The organism is Tardiphaga sp. 862_B3_N4_1, from assembly GCF_051811085.1.
Lineage (GTDB): Bacteria > Pseudomonadota > Alphaproteobacteria > Rhizobiales > Xanthobacteraceae > Tardiphaga > Tardiphaga robiniae.
The window spans coordinates 1,575,838-1,601,114 of sequence record NZ_JBPWQB010000001.1 but is presented as its reverse complement, the minus strand read 5'-3'; the positions used below and the strand labels follow the sequence as shown (position 1 = coordinate 1,601,114).

Genomic DNA, 25,277 nt, shown 5'->3' with positions numbered 1-25,277 from the left:
ATGAGATGTTGGTAATGTCGCCCGACTGCAGGAATTTTCTCTTTCAGCCAGGTTCATTCCGGAAGGCCGGCTTTTCGCAGGCCTTCCGATGCAAGTGCGAAGTCCTGCGGTCGCCGCACCAGCAGCCAGTCGTCAATATTGCTGAGCCGCAATGTGGGATCGAGCCGACGCACATGGCCCATCGCCTCACGCGCCTCCTCCATTCGCCCACCCAGAGCATGCGCGGCCGCCTGGAATGCAGCGACACGGAGAATGTTCGGCACCTCGCGCGACGCCTCCCGCAAGCAATCGAGCGCGGTATCAAAGCGTCGCGAATAGAGATGCGACATCGCGATTCCCGTATGCATCTGGAATGTCTCGGGATCGAGCGGACTGAGCCGCATGGCGCGTGAAAAATAAGCGATGGCCTCGTCGTGCTCGCCGAGCGAAACGCGTTGATAGCCGCCGAGGTACCAGATCGTCGAGAGATTGGGATTGAGCACCAGCGCACGATCGACATAGGCGACGCAGGCATGCAGGTCGCCGCCGAAATGCGGCCAGGCATGGCCGCCACGTGTCAGCGCCACCGCATCATTCTTGCCAAGCGTCACAGCACGCTCGGCAAGCCGCGCCGCTTCACGCCCGTCAGCCACACGATCGGAAAGCCAGCGGTTCATCTTGCGCCAGTAGAAGCATCCCGCGGCCATCCCATAGGCGGCAGCGAAGTCTGGATCGAGCTCGATGGCTTTGTAGAAATTCGCCAACGCCGCATCGATTCCATCGCGCGTCGACACATGAAAATTCGCCAGTCCGCGCAGGTAGTAATCATAGGCGTCGAGGCTTTCAGTCGGCTTCCGTTTGGCGCGTTCGATCTCCGCAAATTCAAGCTGCGGCGCGATGGCGCCCACGACGCTTTCCGTGACCTGGTCCTGCAGATCGAAGATGTCATCAACAACACTCTCGAAGCGCTCGCCCCACAGATGCATGCCCGTGGTGGTATCCACGAGCTGCCCGGTGATGCGCACGCGGTTCGCCACACGGCGCACGCTGCCTTCCAGTACATAGCGCACGCCAAGTTCGCGCCCGACCTCGCGGACGTCCACGGCACGGCCTTTAAACGTGAAACTGGAGTTGCGAGCGATGACGAACAGCCAGCGAAGCCGCGAAAGCGCGAGGATGATGTCCTCAACCATGCCATCGACGAAATAGTCCTGCTGCGGATCGCCGCTCAGATTGAGGAACGGCAGCACTGCGATCGACGGCCGATCGGGCAAAGTCAGCGCGGCGTCCGGGTTCACCGTCGATGTGGCGTGATCGGCAACCGCCGCGTCAGACTGCGCCGGCATTGCCGTCTCGGTCACATCGCCAACGAAGCGAAAGCCCTTGCGCGCCACCGTCTTCAGCAGCCGCTGTTCATCCCCGCTATCGCCCAGCGCCTTGCGTACCGCATTGATGTGACTGGCCAGCGTCGATTCGGACACGATCCGTCCCGCCCACACGGCATCGAGAAGGGCATCCTTGCTGACGACGTGGTCGCGGTTCTTCACCAGATGCAGCAGCAGGTCGAAAGCCTGCGGCGTGATCGCCACCTTGTCGCTGCCATGCGACAACTCTCTGCGGTCGGGGTCGAGGACATAGCCTGCGAACAGATACGGCACTCGGCGCTCCATGACTGCCTGCGTTTTCGGCCGGCGGCAATGAACCGTCAAGACCTTCAGGAGGCAACAGAACCGACCCCACAACTGGCCTGTCGCGCGCCATCGGCGGTGACGTGCCAGCCGGCCCTTTCTGAACGAACATCCAAGCGAAACTCAAGAGAAAACGAAGATTGCGGCAAAGTCTTCCTGTGCACCGCGGCGCATGGTCCGCCTACACGATCGTCACCGTGTGAAAGGGAGAAAATATCATGAAAATCGTCGTCATCGGAGGTAGCGGCCTCATCGGTACGCAAGTCGCGAGCGGCTTGAGGAAGCTGGGCCACAAGGTCTTCGCCGCCTCGCCGTCGACGGGCGTCAACACCCTGACGCGGGAAGGACTGGCCGAGGCCATGGCCGGGACAAACGTTGTCATCGACGTGGCGAATTCGCCATCATTCGAGGATGGACCAGTGATGGAATTCTTCCAGACATCCAGCCGCAACCTGCTCGCGGCGGAAAAGGCCGCAGACGTCCAGCATCATCTGGCCCTGTCTGTGGTCGGGACCGAGCACCTTCAAGCCAGCGGCTATTTCCGTGCCAAGCTGGCCCAGGAGGATCACATCAAGGCGTCTGGAATGCCCTACACGATCCTGCGGGCGACGCAGTTCTTCGAATTCATCCCCGCCATCGTGCAAGGCGGCGTGGACGGCGACGTGATTCGCCTGGCGCCGGCCCTGATCCAGCCCATCGCATCTGCGGACGTGGCAGCCGCCATGGTGGACCTGGCCCTGGGCACCCCGGTGAACGGCGTCGTCGAGGTGGCCGGGCCCGAACCGCTCCCGCTCGACACACTCGGGCGCAAATATCTGACGGCAAAGCAGGACCCACGCCAGGTCATCGCCGACATCCACGTGGGCTATTTCGGCACGCCGATCAATGATCGCTCCCTGACGCCCGAGGCCGGCGCGCGCATCGGAGCGATCCATCTCGACGACTGGCTCAAGGGCTGATCGACGCAAGCTGCCTCTCCGCCAACCAAGGACCGACCATGACCGACGACGTTCCGCGCTCGATACCCTCCCGCCGCGATCTGCTCGCAGCTGCCGCCATCACTGCGATCACTGCCGGCTTGCCCTCGATCGCCGAGGGCAAGGCCGGCGACAAGCCAACCAAACCTCACGCTCACAAAGGACATCGCACCATGAGCACCATCACCACAAAGGACGGCACCGAAATCTATTACAAGGACTGGGGCAAGGGCCCGGTCGTTACCTTCTCCCATGGCTGGCCGCTCAACGCGGACGCGTGGGACGGCCAGATGCTGTTTCTCGCCCAGCATGGCTACCGTGTCGTCGCCCATGACCGCCGCGGTCATGGCCGCTCCAGCCAGGCCTCGAACAACAATGACATGAACGGCTATGCCGACGATCTCGCCGCAGTCATCGAGACGCTCGATCTGAAGGACGCGACGCTGGTCGGCCATTCCACGGGCGGCGGCGAAGTCGCACGCTACATCGGCCGCCACGGCACCAAGCGCGTGAAGAAGGCGGTGCTGATCGCGGCGGTGCCGCCGATCATGCTGAAGACACCAGCCAATCCGGAAGGACTGCCGATCGAGGTGTTCGACGGCATCCGCGCCGGTGTCGCGGGCGACCGCTCACAATACTACAAGGATTTGGCGATCGCCTTCTACGGCGCCAACCGGCCCGGCGCGAAAGTCTCGCAGGGGACGCTGGATCAGTTCTGGCTGTGGAGCATGCAGGCTGGCGCGAAGAACGCCTATGAGAGCGTGAAGGCGTTCTCGGAGACGGATTTCACGGAAGACCTGAAGAAGTTCGACATCCCTACCCTCGTCCTGCATGGCGAGGACGATCAGATCGTGCCCGTGAAGGACTCCGCGGTGAAATCAGCCAAGCTGATCAAGGGTGCCAAGGATGTCTATTATCCCGGCGCACCGCACGGCATCACGGCGACCCATGCGGATCAGGTCAATGCCGAGCTGCTGAAATTCCTGAAGAGCTAGCACAAGCAACCTTCACGGTCCGGTAGAGCGAGGCGACGAACATGCAACAGATCAATGACAGGCAACTGGCGGGAGTAACCGTCCCCGATACGGCCATCATCGCCAGCGCGATCGACCACGCCCGGAACAGTTGCGAACCGTACCTGTTCAACCATGTCGTCAGGTCATGGTTGTTTGCGGTGCGGCTCGCTCAACTGCAGAACATCGAGCACGACGGCGAGGTTCTCGCCGTCGCAGCACTGCTGCATGACATCACGCTCAATGAACGCTTCGCCGGACCGCGTCGCTTCGAAGTGGAAGGCGCCGACCTCGCGCGTCTCTTTGCACGGGAGCATGGCTTCGACCGAAGCCGTGCTCAGTTGATCTGGGATAGCGTTGCGCTCAATTCCACACCGTCGATTGGGCTGTTCAAGGAAGCGGAAGTCGCGCTCTGCACCGCCGGCATCTGCTTCGATGTCGTCGGCTTGCAGTATGAGCTTATTCCACCGAGCGACGTTGCGGCAATTGTCGCGGAATTTCCACGTTTGGGAATGAAGCAGAAAATGACTCGCTGCTTCTGCCATATCGCCCGGACCCAACCCGGCACCACTTACGACAACTTCATTCGCGATTTCGGCGAACGTTTCGTGGCGGGCTACAAGGCAAGCTCCGTCGTCGAACTGGTGATCAACGCGCCGTTCGACGAAGAACAGCCATAGATGGCGCGACGGGACCGCCGCTGCATCTTTATTAGAATCAGGTTCCGGGAGAATGTCACGATTGTCGTAAGGCAATCTCGCCAGCTGCCATAGTTTCGCCGGCGACCTGATCAAGCGCGAAAGTGTGGGAATCACGGGTAAATTTGCCTAATCTCCTTAGTTATGGGTGAAGAGGATAAAGCTCCATGGATCTTGGCAGATCCGGTTGGAGGCCGACAACAACCAGAACGACATCGGCAACTCGGCCGATTAATCCTACCAAATACCGCTATCGGGCAGTAGATGAAGTAGCTTGGGGGAGGAATTGAGGCTGATGCAGATGCTTGCTCGACGGTTGGATAGCCGGCGGCTTTCTGTTTCCTTGATCGTGATCGGATGCGTTCTTTTAGGCTTCCTGCTCCGCTTCCTCGCTCGGGAGCATGCCACCACTGACGCCGTTCGATACCTGATCCCCTGGTACATATTCGCGCGCGACCGCGGTATCGGCGGGCTTGGCGAAGCCTTCACCAACTACACGCCGTTCTACAGTTACCTGTTGTTGATCACGGCGCAATTCAATGGGCTGGGCCAGCCCCTCACTCTGGTGAAGGCGATCTCGTTCGTATTCGAATTCGGCTGCGCGATTGTGGTAGCTCTGATCGTGTGGTCGGCGAATAAGGCACCATCGCGCGCGTGCGTTGCCTTTTGCTGTGTCTGGCTTGCACCGACAGTAATCTTCAACGGCGCTGTGTGGGGACAGGCCGACTCGATCTGGACATTCTTCACGCTCGTTTCGATAGCCGCGTTCATGCAGCATCGGAACGGCATCTTGCCATTCGCAGTCGCGGTCGCGGTGAAGGCGCAAGGCGTATTCCTGGGGCCGTTTGTCCTTGGCATGATGTTGCGTGACAAGATTCACTGGGCATGGCTCGCTGCCGTTCCCGTGGTCTATGCGGCCCTCGCCATTCCTGTGGTGGTCGCCGGCAGACCCATCGCCTCGGTGTTCAGCATCTACATGGAGCAGGCTGAGACGTTCCACCGCCTCACCATGAACGCCGCGAATATCTGGGTGTTCGCAGGCAGCGTTCCCTACCAGATGGGTGTCCCCATCGGGCTCGCATTGGCGGCGCTCGGCGGGCTGGCTCTGGCAGCCTTGCTCGCGCGGTCCAAGCGAGAAGGCCCAGAGTTCATTTTGCTCGTCGCATGCGCATCTCTGATGATCATGCCCTACCTGCTTCCGAAGATGCACGATCGTTACTTCTTTGCGTTCGAGGTCGCGTCCATCGGGCTCGCCTGTCTCAATGCGCGTTACCTGCCGTTTCCGGTGATCGCTCAGGTCTCCGGCGTGCTGTCCTATCTCGGATTCGAACGCGAGATCGTGATGGGCCTGCTACCAGCGGCGCTGTGTAACACGTTGCTGGCCATATACCTGGTGCTCGACCTCTCGCGTGATGAGAGCGGCTTCCGCTTTCCGAAACTTGCGTGGCTCGGCTACGCCGCATCGACTGCAGGACTGTTCGCTTACCTGCTGCTGGCAGATGCAGGGGAGAACATGTCTCTCACCTACCTGCTCTTCACGGGGCTCGTTGTGGCCACGGCGCTGATGGTCATTAAAGGCTCGCGCTGCGCCTTGGTTCCCGAACGGTCAGTCGCCGGGTCAGCGCCCGCGCACCCGCCCGTCAATTGAGATCAATCACTTTCGCAGTCCGGGACCATTGACGCGATGATGACCGGCAATGATCGCGTAAGGGTCAATCTACTGACTGAACCGAGATTTGACTCACTTCATGCCATCGCGAACCATATACCCTGCGCCGCGAATGGTGTGCAGTAGCGGACGCTCGAAGCCCTTGTCGATCTTCGAGCGCAGGCGCGAGATATGGACGTCGATCACGTTGGTTTGCGGATCGAAATGATAATCCCAGACGTTTTCCAGCAGCATGGTGCGGGTGACCACCTGCCCGGCATGTTTCATGAGATATTCGAGCAGCCGAAATTCGCGGGGCTGCAGGACCAGCTCCTGGCCACCGCGCGTCACGCCATGGGACAGCCGATCGAGTTCGAGATCTCCGACGCGATAGGTCGTCTCTTCGGCGGGACCACCCTGGCGGCGCGACAACACTTCGACGCGCGCAAGCAGCTCGGCGAATGAATATGGCTTCGGCAGATAATCGTCACCGCCAGCGCGCAGGCCCTTGATGCGGTCGTCGACCTGGCCCAGCGCCGAAAGGATCAACGCCGGCGTCCGGTTACCCTTGTCACGCAGGCCGCCGATAACAGAGAGTCCATCGCGCTTCGGCAACATGCGATCGACCACCAGCACGTCGTAATCGCCGGAATCGGCGAGCGCGAAACCTTCCTCGCCATCGCTGGCGTGATCGGCGACATGGCCGACCTCACGGAAAGCCTTGACCAGATAGTCGGCGGATTCGCGGTCGTCTTCGATGATGAGCAGACGCATCTGGGGATCGGATTCGCTGTGGATCTTGTGAGTCTCGGTCACCATGGCGCGCACCGGGCTTTCATGCAAGGCGGCGGAATGCCCGCCGGTTATCCTTCGGGGCAGAAAGAAGAATAGGCGGTGAAGCTGGGGAAAACTTCACCGCCCATTGGCCTTTCAACGGAGGGGGGCGTTTTCCATCGAAAGGAAGCAGCGGGAGCGAGTTTGTGGCTCGCCCCCTGGAAAGAGCCGTCAGCGGGGGCGACTATGCCGGCGACACTCTCCGTTCATGTGCGGTGATCAGCTCTTCGCGAGGGGAACGGCGACGAACTTCGAGGAGCCGTTCGAGCGAACCCTGATCAGCACGCTGTTCTTGTTGTCGTTGTGCGCGGCGACAATCGCCTCGCGCACATCGCCGGGATTGGTCACGCTCTTGCCGGCGACTTCGAGAATGACGTCCCCTTCCTTGAAGCCACGCTCGGCAGCGGCGCTCTTCGGATCGACGCCGGTCACGACCACGCCGTCCTTGCCGGCACCGGCGACACTGCTCGCGGGCGAGACCGTGAGGCCGAGCCGCGGCACGTCGCTGCCGCGCGATGACGATCCCTTGTCACCGCTATCGACATCGGCCTTCGCCTCTATCGTGTTCGGCAACTGGCCGAGGGTCATGGACAGAACCTTGTCCTCGCCCTTGTGCAGCACGTTGATCTTCACCGTGTTACCCGGCGCGAAGCCGCCAATGGTGCGGGCGAGTTCGCGTGCATCCTTGACCGGCGTGCCATTCACCGCGGTGATGACGTCACCCGACTTGATGCCGGCCTTGGCTGCCGGACCATCGGCCTGCGGCTCGGCGACCAGCGCACCTTCCGCCTTCTTCAGGCCGAGACTGTCGGCGATATCTTGGGTCACCGGCTGAATCTGCACGCCGATCCAGCCACGCGAGACCGAACCCTTGTCCTTGAGCTGCGCCACCACCGTCTTCACGGTCGAGGCCGGGATCGAGAACGCGATGCCGACGCTGCCGCCCGAAGGCGAATAGATCGCGGTGTTGACGCCCATCACTTCGCCCGACGTATCGAAAGCCGGACCACCCGAATTGCCCTTGTTCACGGGCGCATCGATCTGGATGAAATCGTCATACGGACCGCTGCCGATGTCGCGACCCGAGGCCGAGACGATGCCGGCGGTCACGGTGCCGCCGAGGCCGAACGGATTGCCGACTGCCAGCACCCAGTCACCGATACGCGGCTTGCCGTCGGCGAGCTTGGCGAACGGGAAGTCGGTGCGGCCCTCGACCTTGATCAGCGCCAGATCGGTACGCGGATCGGTGCCGATCACCTTGGCCGAATAGGTCTTGCCGTCGTCGGTCGAGACCTCGACCTTGTCGGCGCCATCGACCACGTGATTGTTGGTTACGGCGAAACCGTCAGCCGAGATGAAGAAGCCCGAGCCCTGACCGCTCACGACGCCACGGCCGCCGCCGCGCGGACCACCGCGCATGCCCGGGGGCACGCCGTCCTGGCCGAAGCGCTTGAAGAAGCGCTCCATCGGGGAGCCCGGCTGGAACGGCGAATCGCCGTTGTTGTCGTCATCCTTCGATGCGACCTTTTCCTTCATGTTGACCTTGACCGAGATCACCGACGGCTTCACGCGCTCGACGATATCGGCGAAGCCGACCGGCTGCGCGGCCTGCGACTTGACCTGCTTGTCGACCTGCGCGTGCGCAGTGGTGGTGAAGATGTCGACCGGACCGTTGGAGGGCGACAGGCCATAAGCGGCAACACCAAGGCCCGCAACAACCGACGCCATCAGCGCGAATTTACGCGCAGAGAACAGCGAACGGCGGGACGCCTTGTAGGACGGCAATTCGGAAAAATCGTTGGGGCGGTCGGACATCGAGAAAATCTCCAGAGCAACGGCGCGGGGGCAAGGCGCCTTGTGTGATCTGAAGATGGAGGTTTCCACCTTACCGTGGGCTGGCAGGGGAATTAAGGTTTGGTAATCTGGCGGATACAGGTGTGGCGGGATGACGCGGGGGACAACGTGCCTGAATCATCCCGGTATCCGCAGATGCAACGGCGGTATCAGCCGCCGGTTTTTTGAGCCGTCTCCGGGAACAGACCGGCCAGGATTTCGCCGGCCATGTTGAAGGCTGCAACGCCGCGGAACAGCGCCGCGATTCCGGCGCTTGCGTGCAGTTCCTCAAGCGTAGCCCCGGCCTTGATCGCAGCCTTTGCGTGATTGGCAGCAGCTTCGGACGTCTGGACCAGCAGGATCGCGAACGACATCAATTGCACGGTCTTCTGGTCCAGTGCCGTCGGCGTCAGCGCCGCAATCCTCCAGTCCTCCAGCGCCGTGACCAGCGCGGGATCGACGCGCATGCCGAGTTCCAGTCGCTTGGCGATCTTCAGCGGCGTGAAGCCAATCATGGTCTCGTAGCGGGACTTCAGCTCGTCGAGCTCAGCAATTTTCTTCGTCATATGATTCCCGTTTTCAAATCGATCTTGGCATGAGGTCCCTACTCGACCTTGGCGCCCGCTGTCTTGACCACTTGGCCCCATTTTTCCGACTCGGCGCGCAGAAACGCAGCGAACGCGTCGCTGGACAACGTGCCAGGCTCGGCGCCGACATCGGCGAGACGCTTCACCATGTCGGGGTCCTTCAGCACCTTGGTCACCCCGTCGACCAGCAGCTTCGTCACATCCGGCGGCATCTTGGCCGGCGCGACGAGGCCAAACCATGACGACGCCTCGAAATTCGCGACACCCGCCTCCGCCATGGTCGGCAGCTCCGGGAACAGAGGCGAACGTGCTGCGCCGGCCACGGCAATCGCGCGGATCGTGCCGCCCTGAACCTGCGGACGAATGGCGGGCATGTTGTCGAACATCATCGGGATCTGACCGGCGATCAGATCATTCATCGCCGGCGCCGCGCCGCGATACGGCACATGGACGATATCGATGCCGGCGCGCGCCTTCAGCAGCTCGCCGGCCAGATGATTGGTTGATCCCAGGCCGGACGAGCCGAAATTGAGTTTGCCCGGCGATGCCTTGGCGAGCGCGATCAGCTCCGCCACCGTCGTCGCCTTCACGCCCGGATTGACCGCCAGCACGATCGGAACCGACGCGATCAACGCCACCGGCGTGAAATCCTGCGCGGGATTGAAGGGGAGTTGCGCGTAGAGCGACTGATTGACCGCGAGCGGTCCGGGCGCCGTCAGCAGCAACGTATAGCCATCAGCGGGCGAGCGCGCGACTGCATCCGCGCCAATGTTGCCGCCGCCGCCGGCACGGTTGTCGATCACCACCGGCTGTCCCCAGAGCTCCTGCAGCTTGGTGCCAAGCAAGCGGGCAACGACGTCGTTCGATCCGCCGGCGGGAAACGGCACCACGATCTTGATGCCGCGTTCGGGAAACCCTGCATGGGCAACCTGGCCGACCAGCGAAAACATGACCAGAGCCACCAGTGCAGAAACCACGTGCCGCATGCGAACCTCCAAATAATCGATTTTTCTTGCTTCGTCGATTTTATGTTGGCACTACTTAAGGCTGTCGTCAAATCGGCTGATTGCCACCGTTTATTTTCAGCGAACAAAGATCGCTTATTTGAAGGGAGTTGCCACGATGAGTGCGCATACGCCTGGCGCCCCACCGAAGCCCTGCCCCGGCCCCGATCGCCATCCGAAGCGGCCGGCATTCGTGATGCCGCGTGGTGCCTGCGATACCCATGTCCACGTCTTCGGCCCGCAGGTCGAATTTCCGTTCAGCGAACAGCGCAGCTACACGCCCGAAGACTGCACCTATGACGACCTGATGCAGCTCCACGAAACGCTCGGGATCGACCGCGCCGTCATCGTGCATGGCGGCGCTCACGGCACCGACAATAGTGCGACCCTCGCGGCCCTCGACCTCAATCCGCGGCGACTGCGCGGGGTTGCCGTGATCCCGTCGGGCCTGCCGCAACAGGAGCTCGAAGACATGCACCTCCGCGGCATGCGGGGCTGCCGCATGTCCACCGTCGTCAGCGGCGGCGCATCCTTTGCGCATCTGGCGGGCCTCGCGGACGAGACCTTCGATCTCGGCTGGCATCTCGTGCTGCATTTCAACAAAGCGAGCGAACTGGTCGATGTCGCGCCTCAACTGATGCAGGTCCGCAGTCCGTTCGTGCTGGATCACCTCGCCCGGATCAGCGCCGCGGAAGGCGTCGATTCCGAACCGTTCCAAACCTTGCTGCGATTGCTCGACACCGACCGCTGCTGGATCAAGCTCGCCAGCCTGTATCGCCTCTCTGCAGAGCCCTATCCGCATCGCGACATGCTGCCGATGATCGCGTGCGTGGTCGAAGCGCGTCCCGACCGCATCCTCTGGGGCAGTAACTGGCCACATCCGATCTGCCCGGTCGCGATGCCGAACGATGGCGACCTCGTCGATCTCATCCCGCTCTGGCTGCCGGATCCCAAAGCGCAGCAATTGGCACTGGTAGATAATCCGGCTTCGCTCTACGGTTTCGAGAGCATCGGACAGGCATCATGAGCACCGCACACACCACTACGGCCGGCGCGATCCCGACCACATTGTCCACCACGCTCGTCGCCCGCTTGCGGGATTCGATCATGCGCGGCGACCTACTGCCGGGCAGCAAACTCAATCTTGATCGCCTGCGCACCGCCTTCGGCGTCAGCCTCAGCCCGCTGCGCGAAGCGCTGTGTCGTCTGGAGAACGACGGACTCGTCGCGCTGATCGACCAGCGCGGCTATCGCGTCACGCCGGTCTCGGCGAGCAATCTCGCCGAGATCATCCGGCTACGCGTCGAACTCGAAGGCCTCGCCGTCAAGGAAGCCATCGAACACGGCGATGTCGCCTGGGAAGGACGCGTGCTCGGCTCGCTGCATCAGCTCAGCCGCTGCAAGCGCGGCTCACGCTCGGCCGCTGAACAGGAAGCCTGGGAGATTGCGCATCGCGCCTTCCATGCCGAACTGATCTCGGCATGCCAGATGCCGCTGCTGCGGCAGTTCTGCGCGACGCTGCACGATCAGAGCGATCGCTATCGCCGCATCTTCCTGAAGAAACATCAGCCAGATCGCGATGTGCCTGCAGAACACACTGCCATGGCCCATGCGATGATCGAGCGCCGCACCCGCGATGCAACACGGATCCTGCGGGAGCATATCGAACGCACGGGTCGGAATATCCAGGCGGTGTTGCCCGCCGAATAGACGCCGGCCGCGGCAACAGCTGCACTAGTGGATTGACGCTTCTCCCGTTTGATAGCGACGAGGACGAGTTTGGGATTGGCCGTCCAGACAAAGGGCTTTAGATCGGCGTTGGTTTCGGTAACGAAGCGATCGATGGCGGCTTTGAGATCATCCACGGATCGGAACACGCCGCGTTTGAGGCGGCGTCTCGCAAGCTTTGCGAAGATGCCTTCGACAGCGTTGAGCCATGATGCCGAGGTTGGTGTGAAGCGGAACGTCCAGCGGGATGCCGGGCCAACCATTCTTGCACCTTGGGATGTTTGCGGTTGGCGTAGTTGTCGATGATGGCGTGGATCGCCTTCGTGCCGGCACCTGGCCCTCGATGGTGTTGAGGAAGCGGATGAACTCCTGGTGCCGGTGGGGCTGCATATTGCGGCCGATAATGGTGCCGTCGAGGATATTCAGCGCCGCAAACAGATTGGTCGTGCCGTTGGTAGTCGTGGATCATCGTCCCGACGCGGCCCTTCTTCATCGGCAAGCCGGGTTGGGTGCGGTCGAGCGCCTGGATTCAATGAGTCCTGAGCCTCAGCGACCATATGTAAAAATACGGCAACTCGCGTATTTTGTATTAAGATCATCAGGCAAATGAATGCATGGATTCCAATCTTTGATTGGATCTGACTTATATCCTAGCGCCGTTGTAGCGGGGCGATGCATGAGCGGACTGCTGAGGACGATCATTGCTGACGATCATGCCTTCATTCGGGAAGGCCTGAAACAGCTTCTGTCGACCGTGGACAGGCTTACGGTCAGTGGAGAAGCGGCGGACGGTGAAGCCGTTCACCGGCTGCTGAACGAAAGCTCCGCCGATCTTCTCATACTCGATCTCGGCATGCCGGGTGTGAACGGGTTTCAATTCATAGCTAACCTGAGAACCGAATGGCCGGAGCTGCGAGTTCTTGTCGTGACCGCCAATGTTGAGCCACGTTCCATTCGGGCAGCGTTTTCTGCAGGCGCGAATGGCTATTTGACCAAGAGCGGCGATCCATCCGAACTCATCGCTGCAGTCGATGCCATCAGAAAAGGCAACGCCTATGTGGCGGAGGAGGTTCGTTTTGCGGTGGACCAGCATGACGGCCCGAACGACTCCCCGGAGCCCACGGCTGCGATCATATCTCCGGTCACGCTTACACGGCGCGAGCGGCAAATCCTGGGGATGATCCCTCACGGTGCCACCAGCCGCGACATCGCCAATCGGCTCGGCATTAGCCCGCTGACCGCCCGGAAACATCGCGAGAATCTGATGCGGAAGCTTGATCTGCACAGCGGTGCTGAATTGGCAGCCTACGCAATTCGTCTCGGCCTTCCAGCGGGCTAGCGCAACGGCAACTCGCGAACGAAGCCGCCGCACCTACCGGCGCGCGAAGAGGTTTCGATGCAAGAAGACAAGATACGCGAGGCGCTCGTCGAGCTTTTGTATCGCAATTCCTACGGAGTGGTGGTCGCCAACATCCTCATCTCCCTGGCGGCAGCATACGTACTGAGGAGCGTCGTATCGGCGAGCTGGTTGATCGGATGGCTCGGCGCGTTGTATCTGCTCACTGCCATACGCGTCCTGGCGGCGCGCCGGTTCTTCAGCCGAGATAGAGAGCCGACATCCGCGTTGCGATGGGCTTGGCTTGCGGCTGCGTTTTCCTGCGTGTCAGGCCTGCTGTGGGGAATGCTCGGCTGGGTTGGGTTCCTTCCTGAGGCGCCCATTCCTTTTTCATTCACGGTCATCGTCTTGACCGGTCTGATCTGCGGCACCGTTCCGTCGCTCTCGGCCTTTCCGCCCGCTCTCGTCGGCTCGATCGTAGCAACGGTGCTTCCGATCACGGTACGCTCGATTACCAATGGAGGTGATATCTCCGGCGCATATCTCTCCCTGCTTGCGGGGCTTGTGGCCATCAATCTCTATTACTGCCGCACAACGTACCACATGCTGCGTGAGACCATCAGGTTGCGCCTGGAAAATGTCGAACTGGTGAGCCACCTGCAGGAAGAACGCGACCGCGCGCAAGCGGCCGATCATGCGAAAACGCGTTTCCTTGCGGCCGCCAGTCATGACCTGCGCCAGCCGATCCATGCCTTGAGTCTACTGATCGCCACGCTCGCGGCGCTGGGTCACCGCGGCGCTGTCGCATCGGGCGATGCTCGCGATCTGGCCGGCAAGGCAAAATCCATTGTCGGCAACCTCAGCGCCCTCCTGAATGGACTGCTCGACATCTCCCGGCTCGATGCCGGCGTCGTCACTGTTGCGAAGGAGACGGTGAATTTGTCCCAACTTTTCAATCAACTCGGCAACGAATTCGCGCCCGTGGCGAAGGATCGCGGCCTTGATTGGCGTGTTGTTGAAAGCCGTCTGCTGGTGGACAGCGATCCCATGATGCTGAAACGGGTTTTGGACAATCTGCTGTCGAACGCTTTTCGATACACGAGATCCGGCGGCGTTCTGCTCGGCTGCCGTAGGCGCGACGCTTCGGTGGAAATCCAGATATGGGATACCGGCCCCGGCATCCCCGCAGATCAGCAAGCAATGGTGTTCGAGGAATTCGTGCAATTGCAGAATCCGGCGAGGGATCGCGCGCTCGGCCTCGGCCTTGGCCTCGCCATCGTTCGCCGCACCGCCGTACTGCTGCAACATCCGCTAAAGCTGGTCTCCGTCACCGGGCGCGGCTCGATGTTTTCCGTTACGGTTCCGATAGCCAGTGCGGTGGAAACTCCTTTGCCCGACAACAAGGCATCACCAGCCGGCATCGCCGTCGGCATCATGGTCGTGGAAGACGAGAGGAATGTTCTCGACATCATGGTACAGTTGCTCTCCCTGCAGGGGCATCGCGTCTATGCCGGCCGATCTGCCGCCGAGGTGCAACAGATTCATGCAGAGGCGATCGAGGCCGGCGATGCACCGGTCGATCTGATCATTGCCGACTACCGCCTCAGAGATGAGGCTACGGGCCTGGACGCAATCGGGGCCCTTTGCGCCCATATCGGCCGCTCGGTCCCTGCCGTTATCGTGACCGGCGATACCTCGCCGTCGCGGATCAAGGAAGCCATCGCCAGCGGTCATCGTATTCTGCACAAGCCGATCACCGGCGAGGAATTGCACGAAGCGATCGTTGCAGCCTGTGTTGAGGGCAAGGAATCGATCGATAGCGGTCGCTAAAAGCATATGTAGCTGCCCCGGATTGGCGATCACCCGGCCACGGTTGAGATTATGTCTCGGCGCTGATCTCCCACGGCGGCGCCACCTGCGGCGGCGCAGGGCCTTTCGACATTAGCCTCCTTGCCGACGACGAAATACGACATCTGCCGTATCGCTCGCGTATGAACCCAGCGATATCGTTCACCCCAACTGGACGCGCTTAAGCAGCAGCCGATCTTGAATTCGGCAGTTAGAAGCAGGAGCGCGCTTTCAAAGTGACAGTCGAATTTTCCGAACGCATGCAAGAAGGAAATTTGGATATGGCAGTTACCAAGAGCTCCCACATCCGTCGACCAACGCCTCCTCCGTCTCCTCTCAAAGCGTGGGCAATCGCTGTCCTGGCTGGCTTCGGCATTTTGCACGTTGTCGGAGGATACATGCTGAACCACGTGTCGAGTATCCAACCTATCGAAACGGCAACAACGGCGATCCACGGCGACTAGATGGATTGGTTGTTATCGCTTGAGTGAGTTCGGACGCCCCAGCGTTCCCGCTATTGAAGACGATCACCGTTCCAAAGGAAGCGATGCCATGTCAGATATAGCGGCTTATTTGACGCTAAGCGGGGCGGTCTTTGCGGGCGCGTTCGTTTCCGGCCTTTCCGGGTTTGCGTTCTCGGCGGTCGCCGGTGCTGTCCTGCTACACGTTTTTCCGCCTATGGAAGCTGTGCCATTGATGATGGCTTGCAGCATCACTGTACAAGCGGCCACTCTGTTTGCGCTACGCAAGAACATGCAATGGAAAACCAGCCTCGTTTTCATCGCGGGTGGACTGCTGGGCATTCCGATCGCGATCTATCTCCTGCAAAATGTAGGTACTGGAACCTTCAGACTGGGTTTTGGAGCTCTCGTATCCCTTTACGCGACATATGCCTTGTTCCGGCCAACGCCTGCCTGCTCGCGTCAGATGGAGAGCCAGAGCAGAAACGCGCTGGTAGGGTTTGGTGGGGGACTGGTCGGCGGATTGACTGCGATGCCCGGCGCGCTTCCTGCGATCTGGTGCGACATCCATGGTCTCCCGAAAAATCAGCAGCGCGGTCTGGTTCAACCCTACATAGGGGTCATGCAGCTTTTCGCCCTTGCTCTCATGCTTTCGCACCACAGCCTTTCGTTAAAGGTCTTGATCAACTTTGGCATGTCTCTACCCGCCTTGGCTGCTGGAACGGCTTTAGGCATCGTCCTGTTCGGACGGGTCAACGAAGCAGCCTTCAAACGAATTATCCTGGGCTTGTTGCTGTTTTCGGGACTTTGCCTTGTGATCTAGATGCGAGCTCTCAATAGTCGGCTGCTGGCCGGGGTCGGCGAACTAAACCGGCTTGTCCTGCACCGTTTCCTTGGCAATCAGCCGCTCGATCCGCGCTTCTTCCTCGGCGGTGAGTTTCATCACGGCATCATCATCGCCTGCAGCTTGGCCCCGCCGCCGGTTGTGCCACCATAGCGCAACGCCACCACCGATCAGCACCAGTGGCGTCAGCAGCCACAGCAGCAGCGTGTGCAGGTTGAGCCGCGGCTTCAGCAGCACGAATTCGCCGTAGCGCGCCACCAGGAAATCCAGCACCTGCTTGTCGCTCTCGCCGGTGGCGATGCGCTCGCGCACCAAGAGGCGCAGGTCGCGCGCCAACGGTGCATCGGAATCGTCGATGGACTGGTTCTGGCAGACCATGCAGCGCAGCTCCTTCGACAGGTTGCGCGCGCGGCCTTCCTGGGCCGGGTCCTTCATGATCTCGTCGGGCTGCACCGCATGCGCGAGCGGCGCAGCGAGCAGGAACATGACGGCGATGAGGCTTGCGACAATGCGTGTCACGCCATCACTCCGCCGGCTGTAGTGCGCGCGCCGCCTTGGCCGGCTTCGGCGCGCCGACGCGTAGCCGCCGGTCGGACAGTGACAGCAGCCCGCCAAAGGCCATCAGCACCGGCCCCCACCAGATCATCAGCACCAGCGGCTTGTGATACATCCGCACGGCAACTGCGCCGCTGGCGGCCTCCTCACCAAGCGAGATATAAAGCTGGCTGGCGCCGCGCGACAGCAGCGCGGCTTCCGTGGTGGAGGACTGCCGCGCGGTGAAGTTGCGCTTCGATGGCGTCATCTCGCCGATCTCGTCGCCGCCGCGCGTCACCCTGAAGCGCGCGAGGCTTTCGCGGAAATTCGGCCCCTGCCGCTGCGTCACATCCTTGAGCGTGAGCTCATAGCCGGCAAGCTTCGCCACATCATTCGGCTGCATGGTGCCGATATATTCGGTATTCCAGGTGCTCTCGCAGACGATACCGATCAGCGCGACGCCGATGCCGGCATGAGCAAAGGCCGTGCCCCAGGCCGCGCGCGGCAATCCGCGCGCACGGCGGAACGCCGCACCGACCGGTAAACGAAACAGCATGGTGCGTTCGGCGATATCGACGATCGATCCGGCAATGACGAACACGCCGAGCCCGATCGCCAGCGGTGCCAGCGCCGCACCGCCCGTCGTCCATGCCCAGACCAGTGCTACCGCCAGAAGCGCGGCGATTCCGGCAGCCATCAGCCGCTGCGTCACGCCTCTGAGATCGCCGCGCTTCCACGCCAGCAGCGGCCCGAACGGCATCGCCAGCAGCAGTGGCACGAACAGCGGCCCGAATGTGAGATTGAAGAACGGCGCGCCGACCGAGATTTTCTCGCCGGTCAGCATTTCCAGCGCCAGCGGATAAAGCGTGCCGATGAACACCGTGGCGCAGGCCGTGGTGAGGAACAGGTTGTTCAGCACCAGCGCGCCCTCGCGCGAGATCGGCGCGAACAGTCCGCCCTGCTTCAACGACGACGCACGCCACATATACAGCGTCAGGCTGCCGCCAATGAACACGCACAGGATCAGCAGGATGAACACGCCGCGCGTCGGGTCGGTCGCGAAGGCGTGAACCGAGGTGAGGACGCCGGAGCGCACCAGGAATGTGCCGAGCAGCGACAGCGAGAAGGTAAGGATCGCCAGCAAGATGGTCCAGACCTTCAGCGCGTTGCGTTTCTCCATCACCACCGCGGAGTGCAGCAACGCGGTGCCGGACAGCCATGGCATCAGCGAGGCGTTCTCGACGGGATCCCAGAACCACCAGCCACCCCAGCCGAGTTCGTAATAAGCCCAGTACGAGCCCATCGCGATGCCGAGCGTCAGAAAGATCCACGCCACCAGCGTCCATGGCCGCACCCAGCGCGCCCAAGCGGCATCGATGCGGCCTTCGATCAATGCAGCGACGGCGAAGGAGAATGCGATGGAGAAGCCGACATAGCCGAGATAGAGCATCGGCGGATGCACCGCGAGGCCGATATCCTGCAGCACCGGATTGAGATCGCGGCCCTCGAGCGGCGGCTGTGCCAGCCGCAGGAACGGATTCGAGGTCATCAGGATGAACAGATAGAACGCCGCGGCGATCCAGCCCTGCACCGCCAGCACATGCGCGCGCAGCGACAGCGGCAGATTATTGCCGAAGGCGGCGACGAGCCCGCCGAACAGTGCGAGGATCGACACCCACAGCAGCATCGAGCCTTCGTGGTTTCCCCACACGCCGGTGATCTTGTAGAGCAGCGGTTTTGCGGAGTGCGAATTCTCGAACACATTGGCGACCGAGAAATCCGACGTGACATAGAGCGTCGTCAGCGCGAGAAACGACAGCCCCGCAAACAGCAACTGCGCCAGTGCCGTGGAGCGCGCGACATTCATCAATGCAGGATCGCGCAGGCGCGCACCGATGATCGGCACCGTCGACTGGATCAACGCCAGCGCCAGCGCCAGCACCAATGCATAGTGTCCCGCCTCGGCAATCACTGCAAAACACTCTGTTTTGCAGGCGTCACCACTGGCTTTGCAGCGCCCTGCGACATCACCGGCTTGCCGCCCTCGCCTTCCTGCCAGCGCCCCTGTTTCTTGAGCGCGTCAGCGACTTCCTTCGGCATGTAGTTCTCGTCATGCTTCGCCAGGACCGTATCGGCCTTGAACACGCCCGACGCATCCATCGCGCCTTCGGCGACAACGCCCTGCCCCTCGCGGAACAGATCCGGCAGGATGCCCTTGTAGTTCACCGGCAAGGTTGCGCCACCATCGGAGACCTTGAAGCTCACGGCGAGATTATCGCCGCGCACCAGCGAGCCCTGCTCGACCATGCCGCCGAGACGAAAGCGCTTGCCAACGGGGATCTGCTTTTCGGCAACCATCTGCGGCGTCGAGAAGAATACGATGGAGTCGCGCATCGCGTTGAGCACGAGTCCGGCCGCGATGGCGAGCACCACCAGCGCTCCACCGATCATCGTCAATCGTCGCTGCTTGCGTGTCATTGCGCGTTACCCATCCAGCCCGGTGTCTTTCAGGCCATCGTTCAGCTTGCGCAGCCGCTCGGCATCGGTGCCGACCGCCTCCCGTGCATCCGCTAGCGCGCTCTTTGCCTTGTCGCGCTCACCGAGCACCATATAGGCACGCACCAGCCGCAACCATCCCTCGACATCGCTGCCATCCTGCTTGAGCCGCGTGGCAAGCCGGTCCACCATGCCATGGATCATCGCATTGCGGTCGCCTGCATTCATGCCCTGTACCGACGCGATCGTGTCTTCCGACAGTGCCGGCAGGTTCGGGCCTGATTTCGGAGCGCTGCCGCCGACGCGCGCCAGGGCCGCCGTGACCACCGGACGCCACGGCGCATCCGCAGATCCCTTTGCCAGCATGTCGCGCCAGATCACCGCCGCGTCGCTGCCACGCCCGTCCTGCTCAGCCGCTAGGCCCAGGAAGTAGCGTGCCTTCACCTCTCCGGCATCGAGCGCGACAGCGCGTTCGAATTCGGTCTTGGCATCCGCGGTGATGACACCATTGGCGGCCATCGCCATGGCCTCGCCGAGATCGGCGCGCCGCGCGGCCGTATCGCCGGCATAAGTGATCGCATTGCGGAACGCGCGCACCGCATCGTCGGTACGGCCGATCTTCGCCAGCACAGGCGCCAGCACGGTCCAGCCACGGCCGTCGGTCGGGTTTTTCTCGAGATGCTGCTCGACCTGTGCGACGAGATTGTCCAGCGGCTGGGTGGGACTGGGCGACTGGTTGCGCGCGGCGAGCGGAAAGTCCGGCATGGCAGGCGAACCGAGCGGCAGATAGAAGCCGATGGCCAGCAGCGGCAGGCCGATCAGCGCCACCAGCGCCACCGCGCGGCGAAAGCCCGGACTGCTGCCCACAGACGCCGCGCCCTCCGCGTCGACCGCTGCCAGCAGACGACGGCTGATCTCGACACGTGCCGCTTCCGCCTCGGTCGGCCCGATCAGGCCGGCGGCGGTATCGCGGGTGATTTCAGCGAGCTGATCCCGGTAGACAGTGGCCTCGGTACCCCCGGCATCGGAGCGGGTCCGGCCAAGCGGCCACAACACGGCGAAAGTCGCCGCGGCGGTCATCAAGGCGAACACAAACCATAAGGCCATCAATGGGTTCCGGCGTAGTCTTGAGTCGATCTAAACGACGTCTTTGCCGGGTTACACCATGGCCATCGACGCCGCGCAATTGACTTTTATGCCATCGCGACGTCCAGCCGCTTGTTCTGGATCAAGAATTGCGGCGGCTGCGAGCCCGCTTTCCGAGTAATGCCCCCTCCGCGACGTGGATGCCCTCCGGGAAGACCCATCGACGCGATTGATGAAACCGCTATCGGGCCTGTCGCGCGCCGACAAAGGCCGCGGTTATTTCATCCGGCGCAATGATGAAGTGCACAGAGCGTGCATTCTCGCGCGCCGGATCATGAAGCAACTTGCATTCGCTGAACGGGAATGGACCCGACCACGAATTCAGGATCACAATCATGAAGCTCTATCACCATCCACTATCCGGCCACTCTCATCGCGCGCATCTGTTCGCTTCGCTCCTTGGCCTGCCCCACGAACTCATCGAGGTTGACCTGAAGTCGGGCGCGCACAAGACGCCGGATTTCCTTGCGCTCAATCCGTTCGGTCAGGTGCCGGTCCTCGATGACAGTGGCACCATCGTCTCCGACTCGAACGCCATCCTCGTTTATCTCGCCAAGACGTCCGGCCGAGCCGAGTGGCTGCCCGATGACGCGAAGGGAAGCGCGGCCATCCAGCGCTGGCTGTCCGTCGCTGCCGGCCAACTGGCTTATGGTCCTGCCGCTGCACGGCTGATCACCGTTTTCGGCAGGAACTTCAATCCAGAGGAAGTCATCGAGCGCGCGCACGCCTTGTTGGCACTGGTCGAAGCGCATCTCGCCGATCGCGACTGGCTTGTCGGCAATGGTCCGACCATCGCGGATGTGGCGCTCTACAGCTACATCGCAAGCGCGCCGGAAGGAAATGTCGATCTGTCCGGCTATGCCAAGGTGACCGCCTTCTTGCGCCGCATCGAAGCGCTGCCCGGCTTCGTGCCTTTCGCCAAGACCCCCGTCGGCCTCGCCGCTGCGGCTTAACTGCGTGTGTCGGGCGTATCCAGGCATACGCCCGACACCGCCAACGAGAGCGGACCGATGACCGATATTATGTCGCTATCAAAACTGGACATCTGGCACGCCGGCGAGAAGGCGATTCAGGAAAAGGTCGGCGTTTCGACTCACATGGATGAGCTCGGCAAGCGCATCGTGCGCGACTACATGCCGGCGCAACACCGGGATTTCTACGCCCAGATCCCCTTTATCGCGCTCGGCAGCGTCGACGGCGCAGGTGACGCATGGGCCACATTTGTCACCGGCAAGCCTAGCTTCATCTCATCGCCAACAGCGCAATCGCTCGATATCGATGTCGTCAGGGAGCCAAGCGATCCCGCCAGCGAAGGGATACACGAGGGCGATGCAATCGGCCTGCTCGGCATCGAACTTCACACGCGCCGCCGGAATCGCGTCAACGGCGTCATCGGACCATCGGACCACAACGCGATCCATTTCGACGTCGATCAAAGTTTCGGCAATTGCCCGCGCTACATCCAGCTCCGCGATTATGAGTTCGTCCGCGATCCACGCAAACTGTTTACGGGAAATATCGAAGAGAAAGCCGAAATCGACGCAACGGCACGCCGCATGATCGAAGCCGCCGACATGTTCTTTGTCGCGTCCTATGTCGAGCGAGAATCCCGTCGACAGGTCGACGTCTCGAGCCGCGGCGGCAATCCCGGTTTCGTTCGCGTTGCCGACGACGGTACGCTCACAATCCCGGATTTCGCAGGCAATCTCTTTTTCGCGACGCTGGGCAACATCCTCATCAACGGCAAAGCCGGACTCTTGTTTGTCGATTTCGAGACCGGCGACGTGCTGCAGATGACCGGTGACGCCCGGGTCGTGCTGGACGCCCCGGAGATCGCCGCCTTCCAGGGCGCCGAGCGCCTTTGGCAATTCAACGCGCGGCGCGTCGTTCTTCGGCGCGGTGCCCTGTCCCTGCGCTGGTCGTCCCGGCCGGACGGATGGGCTCCGAGCACACTCATGACAGGCAGTTGGGAGCAGGCAGCCGGTCGTCTGCGGGCTGCAGAACTTGCGACCAAATGGCGGCCGTTCAAGGTCATCAACATCGTCGATGAGAGCGCAACGGTCAGGTCGTTTCATCTCGAGCCGACTGACGGCGCCGGCCTCCTCCCTCATCGCGCCGGACAGTATCTCCCGATCAGACTGCCCATTGACAGAGCGGAGAAGACCACCATCCGAACCTATACGCTGTCGGTCGCGCCTTCGGATCACGTCTACCGCATCAGCGTCAAACGCGATGGACTGGTGTCGCAGCGGCTACACGACGGCATCAATATTGGCGACGTGATCGAAGCAAGCGCGCCCGCCGGTGAATTCACCATCGATGCCGCTGAGGCGCGGCCAGCGGTGCTTCTGGCGGGCGGCATCGGCATCACGCCGATGCTCGCGATGCTGCGGCATGTGATTTACGAAGGGCTGCGGACGCTCAAGATTCGACCGACCGTGCTTTTTCAGGCAGCCCGTTCGAAGAACGAGCGCCCCTTCGGCAACGAATTGGACGAACTTGCGGCCTCCGCTGGAGACGCAGTCCGCATTATCCGCGTTCTCGGCGATATCGCGGATGCCGAAGAAGGTCCCGACTACGACACTGCGGGGCGTATCGACATGGCCCTGCTTTCACGGTTCATGCCGGTCGGCGACTACGATTACTATCTCTGCGGACCTTCCGGATTCATGCAGTCGATCTATGACGGTCTTCGTGCACTGAACATCGCTGACAACCGTATCCACGCCGAGACATTCGGCCCCGCGTCACTGGTACGAACCGTCGACAGCCCGGCGACAGCGCCGGCGCGCCAGCCATCGTCGTCGACATCGGTGCATGTCGTGTTCACAGAGTCATTGAAGGAAGCGCGCTGGACACCAGAGTCGGGATCGTTGCTCGACCTCGCCGAATCCCGAGGCCTGAGCCCCGATTTCAGTTGTCGGGAAGGACATTGCGGCACCTGCCGAACGAAGCTTCTGGCGGGAGCGGTGACCTACGTCAAAGAACCAGCCGCTGCGGTGGCCGACGATGAAGTCCTGATCTGCTGTGCCGTTCCGGCCGCACAGAACGGCAACGAAGCCAATCGCATTCAATTGGCGCTCTGATCTCGGGATGAGGCGATGCGGATGTCACATCGCCGACGAGCCATTTCGCATCGCCTGGCCTAGCCGGCCCGCTTCGGCTTGCGCTCGACCACGACCATGGCCTGTTCGGCGGCGCGGCTCATCAGCGAGGCGTATTCCTGGCCGAACAACACCTGGCAGAAGCGGATCGCGGCCTTGGCCTGCATCTGCCGGTAGCTACGGACGCGGGCATCGCCGGCGCGCAGCGACTGCACCAGCGACTCCGTGGACTTCTCGACATATTGCTGCAGGTCGGAATAGGTCCGCAGCGTCACCTCGTTGATGGCGAGTTCGCTGGCATAGGTCCGGCACACCGCGACGAAATTGATCAGCGCCACGGTCTCCTCGACCTCGGCGAAATCGATCGTCGCCGTCGCGGCAATATCCTTGTCAGGGCGCTGGCGCAGCAGACGTCGCACCCTGCCCGGCACGCTCTCGATCTCCGACTGCAGCGTCGAGGAAATCTCCACCCGGATCGACGCCATCTGGCGGCCCCAAGTGGAATCGTTGCGCATGTCGAGTTCGGTGCGCAGGCCGCGCACGCCGTCATGGGCGATCTTGAGATGTTCGGGGGCGCTGTCGAACTTGCCGCGCCTGATATCGGAGCGCAGTTCGGCCGCGACGCGATTGAGATCGGACAGCGCCATGGTCACGGCGACACCATAGGGCGTGGCGGCCACGCGGATTTCATCGTCCGAGGCCGCGATCTTCACCGCCAGACGAATGATCTGCCATGGCGCCGCCAGCCGTTGCATCACCAGCGAGAGTGCGAAAGGCAGCACCTGCGGCGTGGTCAGTGTCGGCACGTTCAGCGCGCTGTTCACCGAGGCGATCTGGCTATCGCCGAAGCTGCGCAGCACGCTCGGCAGCTTGCCCGCAAAGCCGTCGAGTTGCTCGCGCGCCTTCAGCACCGCGCCGATGGACGGCAGGTCCTCGACCGCATGGGTCGGCCCGATGCGGGCCGCGCCGCGATTGCCCGATGTGGCAGTGGTAATGGCGGCTGCTGCCGCCTGCTGGAATTTCTTGACGGCGCGCTCGATGTCCGAAGCGCCCGGCTCGGGCGATACGGTGACGGCCGCCTCGAACTCGCGCACGGCGTCCGCGGCGTCGCGCTCCAGCCACTGCCAGATCGGCAGCAGCGAGGCGCGCCGGATTTGTCCGGGCCGGACATTGCCCACACCTTCGACAAGGAACGGCTCGAGCGATTTGAAAACCAGCCGGGTCGGATCCTCGACGCGCGGGCGCACCGCATTCTCGTGGCCGCGAACCACGCCGCGCAGCAGGTCGAGTACGAAATTGGCGACCACGACGTCTTCGCCGCGCTCGATCGCGCGCTCATATTCGCGCATCAGCAGCATCTGCGACTGCTCGGGCAGTTGCGCCAAATACTCCCGCAAGCGATCGATCGAGGTTTTGTTCATGCAGCCTAGGAATCCGTGCTTTCCGGTCGATCTACAACCGAAAATCGCCACCGATTTTTGTAGCAGGCGCCCCGTTAAGAAGGCGTTGAGGAACCGGG

The 25,277-nt window shown here is 62.0% G+C and carries 21 protein-coding genes and 1 pseudogene; 11 read left to right on the top strand and 11 right to left on the bottom strand.

Going from position 1 to position 25,277, the window contains the following annotated elements:
- Window positions 1–53: 53 nt before the first annotated feature.
- Entirely contained in the window at window positions 54–1,637 is a 1,584-nt protein-coding gene (locus AB8B02_RS07400; RefSeq protein ID WP_439058065.1) for a winged helix-turn-helix domain-containing tetratricopeptide repeat protein, read from the bottom strand.
- A gap of 248 nt (window positions 1,638–1,885) precedes the next feature.
- Between AB8B02_RS07400 and AB8B02_RS07395 the strand changes: the two genes are divergently transcribed.
- The 4 genes from AB8B02_RS07395 to AB8B02_RS07380 all read left to right on the top strand — a co-directional run bounded on the left by AB8B02_RS07395 (window position 1,886) and on the right by AB8B02_RS07380 (window position 6,003).
- Window positions 1,886–2,626 carry an SDR family oxidoreductase gene (locus AB8B02_RS07395; protein ID WP_439063573.1) on the top strand — a complete coding sequence of 247 codons (741 nt, stop codon included), beginning with the start codon at window positions 1,886–1,888 and terminating at the stop codon, window positions 2,624–2,626.
- Window positions 2,627–2,664: 38 nt separating this feature from the next.
- Window positions 2,665–3,639 (top strand): alpha/beta fold hydrolase, encoded by a 975-nt coding sequence (locus tag AB8B02_RS07390; protein ID WP_414716925.1) that lies wholly within the window; start codon window positions 2,665–2,667, stop codon window positions 3,637–3,639.
- Window positions 3,640–3,680: 41 nt separating this feature from the next.
- Window positions 3,681–4,337: an HD domain-containing protein gene (locus AB8B02_RS07385; RefSeq protein WP_089267099.1), complete on the top strand. Its 657-nt coding sequence runs from the start codon at window positions 3,681–3,683 to the stop codon at window positions 4,335–4,337.
- Between the two features lie 313 nt (window positions 4,338–4,650).
- Complete coding sequence (locus AB8B02_RS07380) at window positions 4,651–6,003, top strand: hypothetical protein (RefSeq protein ID WP_439063572.1); 1,353 nt, start codon at window positions 4,651–4,653, stop codon at window positions 6,001–6,003.
- Window positions 6,004–6,096: 93 nt separating this feature from the next.
- On the opposite strand, the gene AB8B02_RS07375 is transcribed toward AB8B02_RS07380, so the two are convergent.
- The 4 genes from AB8B02_RS07375 to AB8B02_RS07360 form a co-directional block, all read right to left on the bottom strand.
- Complete coding sequence (locus AB8B02_RS07375; protein WP_089267309.1) at window positions 6,097–6,777, bottom strand: response regulator transcription factor; 681 nt, start codon at window positions 6,775–6,777, stop codon at window positions 6,097–6,099.
- 279 nt (window positions 6,778–7,056) lie between these two features.
- Window positions 7,057–8,652: a Do family serine endopeptidase gene (locus AB8B02_RS07370; protein ID WP_089267098.1), complete on the bottom strand. Its 1,596-nt coding sequence runs from the start codon at window positions 8,650–8,652 to the stop codon at window positions 7,057–7,059.
- A gap of 188 nt (window positions 8,653–8,840) precedes the next feature.
- Window positions 8,841–9,236, bottom strand: a complete 396-nt coding sequence (locus tag AB8B02_RS07365) for a carboxymuconolactone decarboxylase family protein (protein WP_439063571.1) — start codon at window positions 9,234–9,236, stop codon at window positions 8,841–8,843.
- 38 nt (window positions 9,237–9,274) lie between these two features.
- Window positions 9,275–10,243, bottom strand: a complete 969-nt coding sequence (locus tag AB8B02_RS07360; protein ID WP_439063570.1) for a Bug family tripartite tricarboxylate transporter substrate binding protein — start codon at window positions 10,241–10,243, stop codon at window positions 9,275–9,277.
- Between the two features lie 136 nt (window positions 10,244–10,379).
- Between AB8B02_RS07360 and AB8B02_RS07355 the strand changes: the two genes are divergently transcribed.
- Window positions 10,380–11,288 carry an amidohydrolase family protein gene (locus AB8B02_RS07355; RefSeq protein ID WP_439063569.1) on the top strand — a complete coding sequence of 303 codons (909 nt, stop codon included), beginning with the start codon at window positions 10,380–10,382 and terminating at the stop codon, window positions 11,286–11,288.
- Window positions 11,285–11,971: a GntR family transcriptional regulator gene (locus tag AB8B02_RS07350; protein ID WP_120290919.1), complete on the top strand. Its 687-nt coding sequence runs from the start codon at window positions 11,285–11,287 to the stop codon at window positions 11,969–11,971. The genes AB8B02_RS07355 and AB8B02_RS07350 overlap by 4 nt, the downstream gene beginning before the upstream one ends.
- A gap of 44 nt (window positions 11,972–12,015) precedes the next feature.
- Here the strand turns inward: AB8B02_RS07350 and AB8B02_RS07345 are convergent.
- Window positions 12,016–12,518: pseudogene (locus AB8B02_RS07345) on the bottom strand (IS630 family transposase); the annotation flags it as partial.
- Between the two features lie 147 nt (window positions 12,519–12,665).
- On the opposite strand from AB8B02_RS07345, the gene AB8B02_RS07340 reads away from it, so the two are divergent.
- The 3 genes from AB8B02_RS07340 to AB8B02_RS07330 all read left to right on the top strand — a co-directional run bounded on the left by AB8B02_RS07340 (window position 12,666) and on the right by AB8B02_RS07330 (window position 16,457).
- Window positions 12,666–13,328: a response regulator gene (locus AB8B02_RS07340; RefSeq protein ID WP_439063568.1), complete on the top strand. Its 663-nt coding sequence runs from the start codon at window positions 12,666–12,668 to the stop codon at window positions 13,326–13,328.
- Between the two features lie 57 nt (window positions 13,329–13,385).
- Window positions 13,386–15,155, top strand: a complete 1,770-nt coding sequence (locus tag AB8B02_RS07335) for a hybrid sensor histidine kinase/response regulator (RefSeq protein ID WP_439063567.1) — start codon at window positions 13,386–13,388, stop codon at window positions 15,153–15,155.
- Window positions 15,156–15,725: 570 nt separating this feature from the next.
- On the top strand, window positions 15,726–16,457 hold the full coding sequence (locus AB8B02_RS07330; RefSeq protein WP_120290905.1) for a sulfite exporter TauE/SafE family protein: 732 nt from the start codon (window positions 15,726–15,728) through the stop codon (window positions 16,455–16,457).
- Window positions 16,458–16,499: 42 nt separating this feature from the next.
- Here AB8B02_RS07330 and AB8B02_RS07325 read toward each other — a convergent pair whose 3' ends face one another.
- The 4 genes from AB8B02_RS07325 to ccmI are packed head-to-tail and all read right to left on the bottom strand — an operon-like array spanning window position 16,500 to window position 20,615.
- Entirely contained in the window at window positions 16,500–16,997 is a 498-nt protein-coding gene (locus tag AB8B02_RS07325) for a cytochrome c-type biogenesis protein (RefSeq protein WP_439063566.1), read from the bottom strand.
- 4 nt (window positions 16,998–17,001) lie between these two features.
- Window positions 17,002–18,984 carry a heme lyase CcmF/NrfE family subunit gene (locus tag AB8B02_RS07320; RefSeq protein WP_439063565.1) on the bottom strand — a complete coding sequence of 661 codons (1,983 nt, stop codon included), beginning with the start codon at window positions 18,982–18,984 and terminating at the stop codon, window positions 17,002–17,004.
- Window positions 18,981–19,490 (bottom strand): cytochrome c maturation protein CcmE, encoded by a 510-nt coding sequence (ccmE, locus tag AB8B02_RS07315; RefSeq protein ID WP_231080987.1) that lies wholly within the window; start codon window positions 19,488–19,490, stop codon window positions 18,981–18,983. Before ccmE ends, AB8B02_RS07320 begins: the two co-directional genes overlap by 4 nt.
- A gap of 6 nt (window positions 19,491–19,496) precedes the next feature.
- The gene (gene ccmI, locus AB8B02_RS07310; RefSeq protein ID WP_439063564.1) at window positions 19,497–20,615 is read right to left on the bottom strand and encodes a c-type cytochrome biogenesis protein CcmI; all 1,119 of its coding nucleotides are present in this window, start codon (window positions 20,613–20,615) and stop codon (window positions 19,497–19,499) included.
- Between the two features lie 374 nt (window positions 20,616–20,989).
- Between ccmI and AB8B02_RS07305 the strand changes: the two genes are divergently transcribed.
- A complete protein-coding gene (locus AB8B02_RS07305; RefSeq protein WP_439063563.1) occupies window positions 20,990–21,607 on the top strand; it encodes a glutathione S-transferase family protein in 618 nt (205 codons plus the stop codon).
- Window positions 21,608–21,664: 57 nt separating this feature from the next.
- Complete coding sequence (locus AB8B02_RS07300) at window positions 21,665–23,740, top strand: 2Fe-2S iron-sulfur cluster-binding protein (protein ID WP_439063562.1); 2,076 nt, start codon at window positions 21,665–21,667, stop codon at window positions 23,738–23,740.
- A gap of 59 nt (window positions 23,741–23,799) precedes the next feature.
- On the opposite strand, the gene AB8B02_RS07295 is transcribed toward AB8B02_RS07300, so the two are convergent.
- A complete protein-coding gene (locus AB8B02_RS07295) occupies window positions 23,800–25,179 on the bottom strand; it encodes a hypothetical protein (RefSeq protein WP_439063561.1) in 1,380 nt (459 codons plus the stop codon).
- Window positions 25,180–25,277: the final 98 nt, after the last annotated feature.

Excerpts from the sequence above, each read along its gene's own strand:
- AB8B02_RS07365 (WP_439063571.1), bottom strand. The coding sequence starts at position 9,236 with ATGACGAAGAAAATTGCTGAGCTCGACGAGCTGAAGTCCCGCTACGAG.
- ccmE (WP_231080987.1), bottom strand. The coding sequence starts at position 19,490 with ATGACACGCAAGCAGCGACGATTGACGATGATCGGTGGAGCGCTGGTG.
- AB8B02_RS07395 (WP_439063573.1), top strand. The coding sequence starts at position 1,886 with ATGAAAATCGTCGTCATCGGAGGTAGCGGCCTCATCGGTACGCAAGTC.
- AB8B02_RS07375 (WP_089267309.1), bottom strand. The coding sequence starts at position 6,777 with ATGCGTCTGCTCATCATCGAAGACGACCGCGAATCCGCCGACTATCTG.
- AB8B02_RS07295 (WP_439063561.1), bottom strand. The coding sequence starts at position 25,179 with ATGAACAAAACCTCGATCGATCGCTTGCGGGAGTATTTGGCGCAACTG.
- AB8B02_RS07350 (WP_120290919.1), top strand. The coding sequence starts at position 11,285 with ATGAGCACCGCACACACCACTACGGCCGGCGCGATCCCGACCACATTG.
- AB8B02_RS07305 (WP_439063563.1), top strand. The coding sequence starts at position 20,990 with ATGAAGCTCTATCACCATCCACTATCCGGCCACTCTCATCGCGCGCAT.
- AB8B02_RS07380 (WP_439063572.1), top strand. The coding sequence starts at position 4,651 with ATGCAGATGCTTGCTCGACGGTTGGATAGCCGGCGGCTTTCTGTTTCC.
- ccmI (WP_439063564.1), bottom strand. The coding sequence starts at position 20,615 with ATGGCCTTATGGTTTGTGTTCGCCTTGATGACCGCCGCGGCGACTTTC.
- AB8B02_RS07300 (WP_439063562.1), top strand. The coding sequence starts at position 21,665 with ATGACCGATATTATGTCGCTATCAAAACTGGACATCTGGCACGCCGGC.
- AB8B02_RS07355 (WP_439063569.1), top strand. The coding sequence starts at position 10,380 with ATGAGTGCGCATACGCCTGGCGCCCCACCGAAGCCCTGCCCCGGCCCC.
- AB8B02_RS07360 (WP_439063570.1), bottom strand. The coding sequence starts at position 10,243 with ATGCGGCACGTGGTTTCTGCACTGGTGGCTCTGGTCATGTTTTCGCTG.
- AB8B02_RS07390 (WP_414716925.1), top strand. The coding sequence starts at position 2,665 with ATGACCGACGACGTTCCGCGCTCGATACCCTCCCGCCGCGATCTGCTC.
- AB8B02_RS07370 (WP_089267098.1), bottom strand. The coding sequence starts at position 8,652 with ATGTCCGACCGCCCCAACGATTTTTCCGAATTGCCGTCCTACAAGGCG.
- AB8B02_RS07385 (WP_089267099.1), top strand. The coding sequence starts at position 3,681 with ATGCAACAGATCAATGACAGGCAACTGGCGGGAGTAACCGTCCCCGAT.
- AB8B02_RS07330 (WP_120290905.1), top strand. The coding sequence starts at position 15,726 with ATGTCAGATATAGCGGCTTATTTGACGCTAAGCGGGGCGGTCTTTGCG.
- AB8B02_RS07335 (WP_439063567.1), top strand. The coding sequence starts at position 13,386 with ATGCAAGAAGACAAGATACGCGAGGCGCTCGTCGAGCTTTTGTATCGC.
- AB8B02_RS07340 (WP_439063568.1), top strand. The coding sequence starts at position 12,666 with ATGAGCGGACTGCTGAGGACGATCATTGCTGACGATCATGCCTTCATT.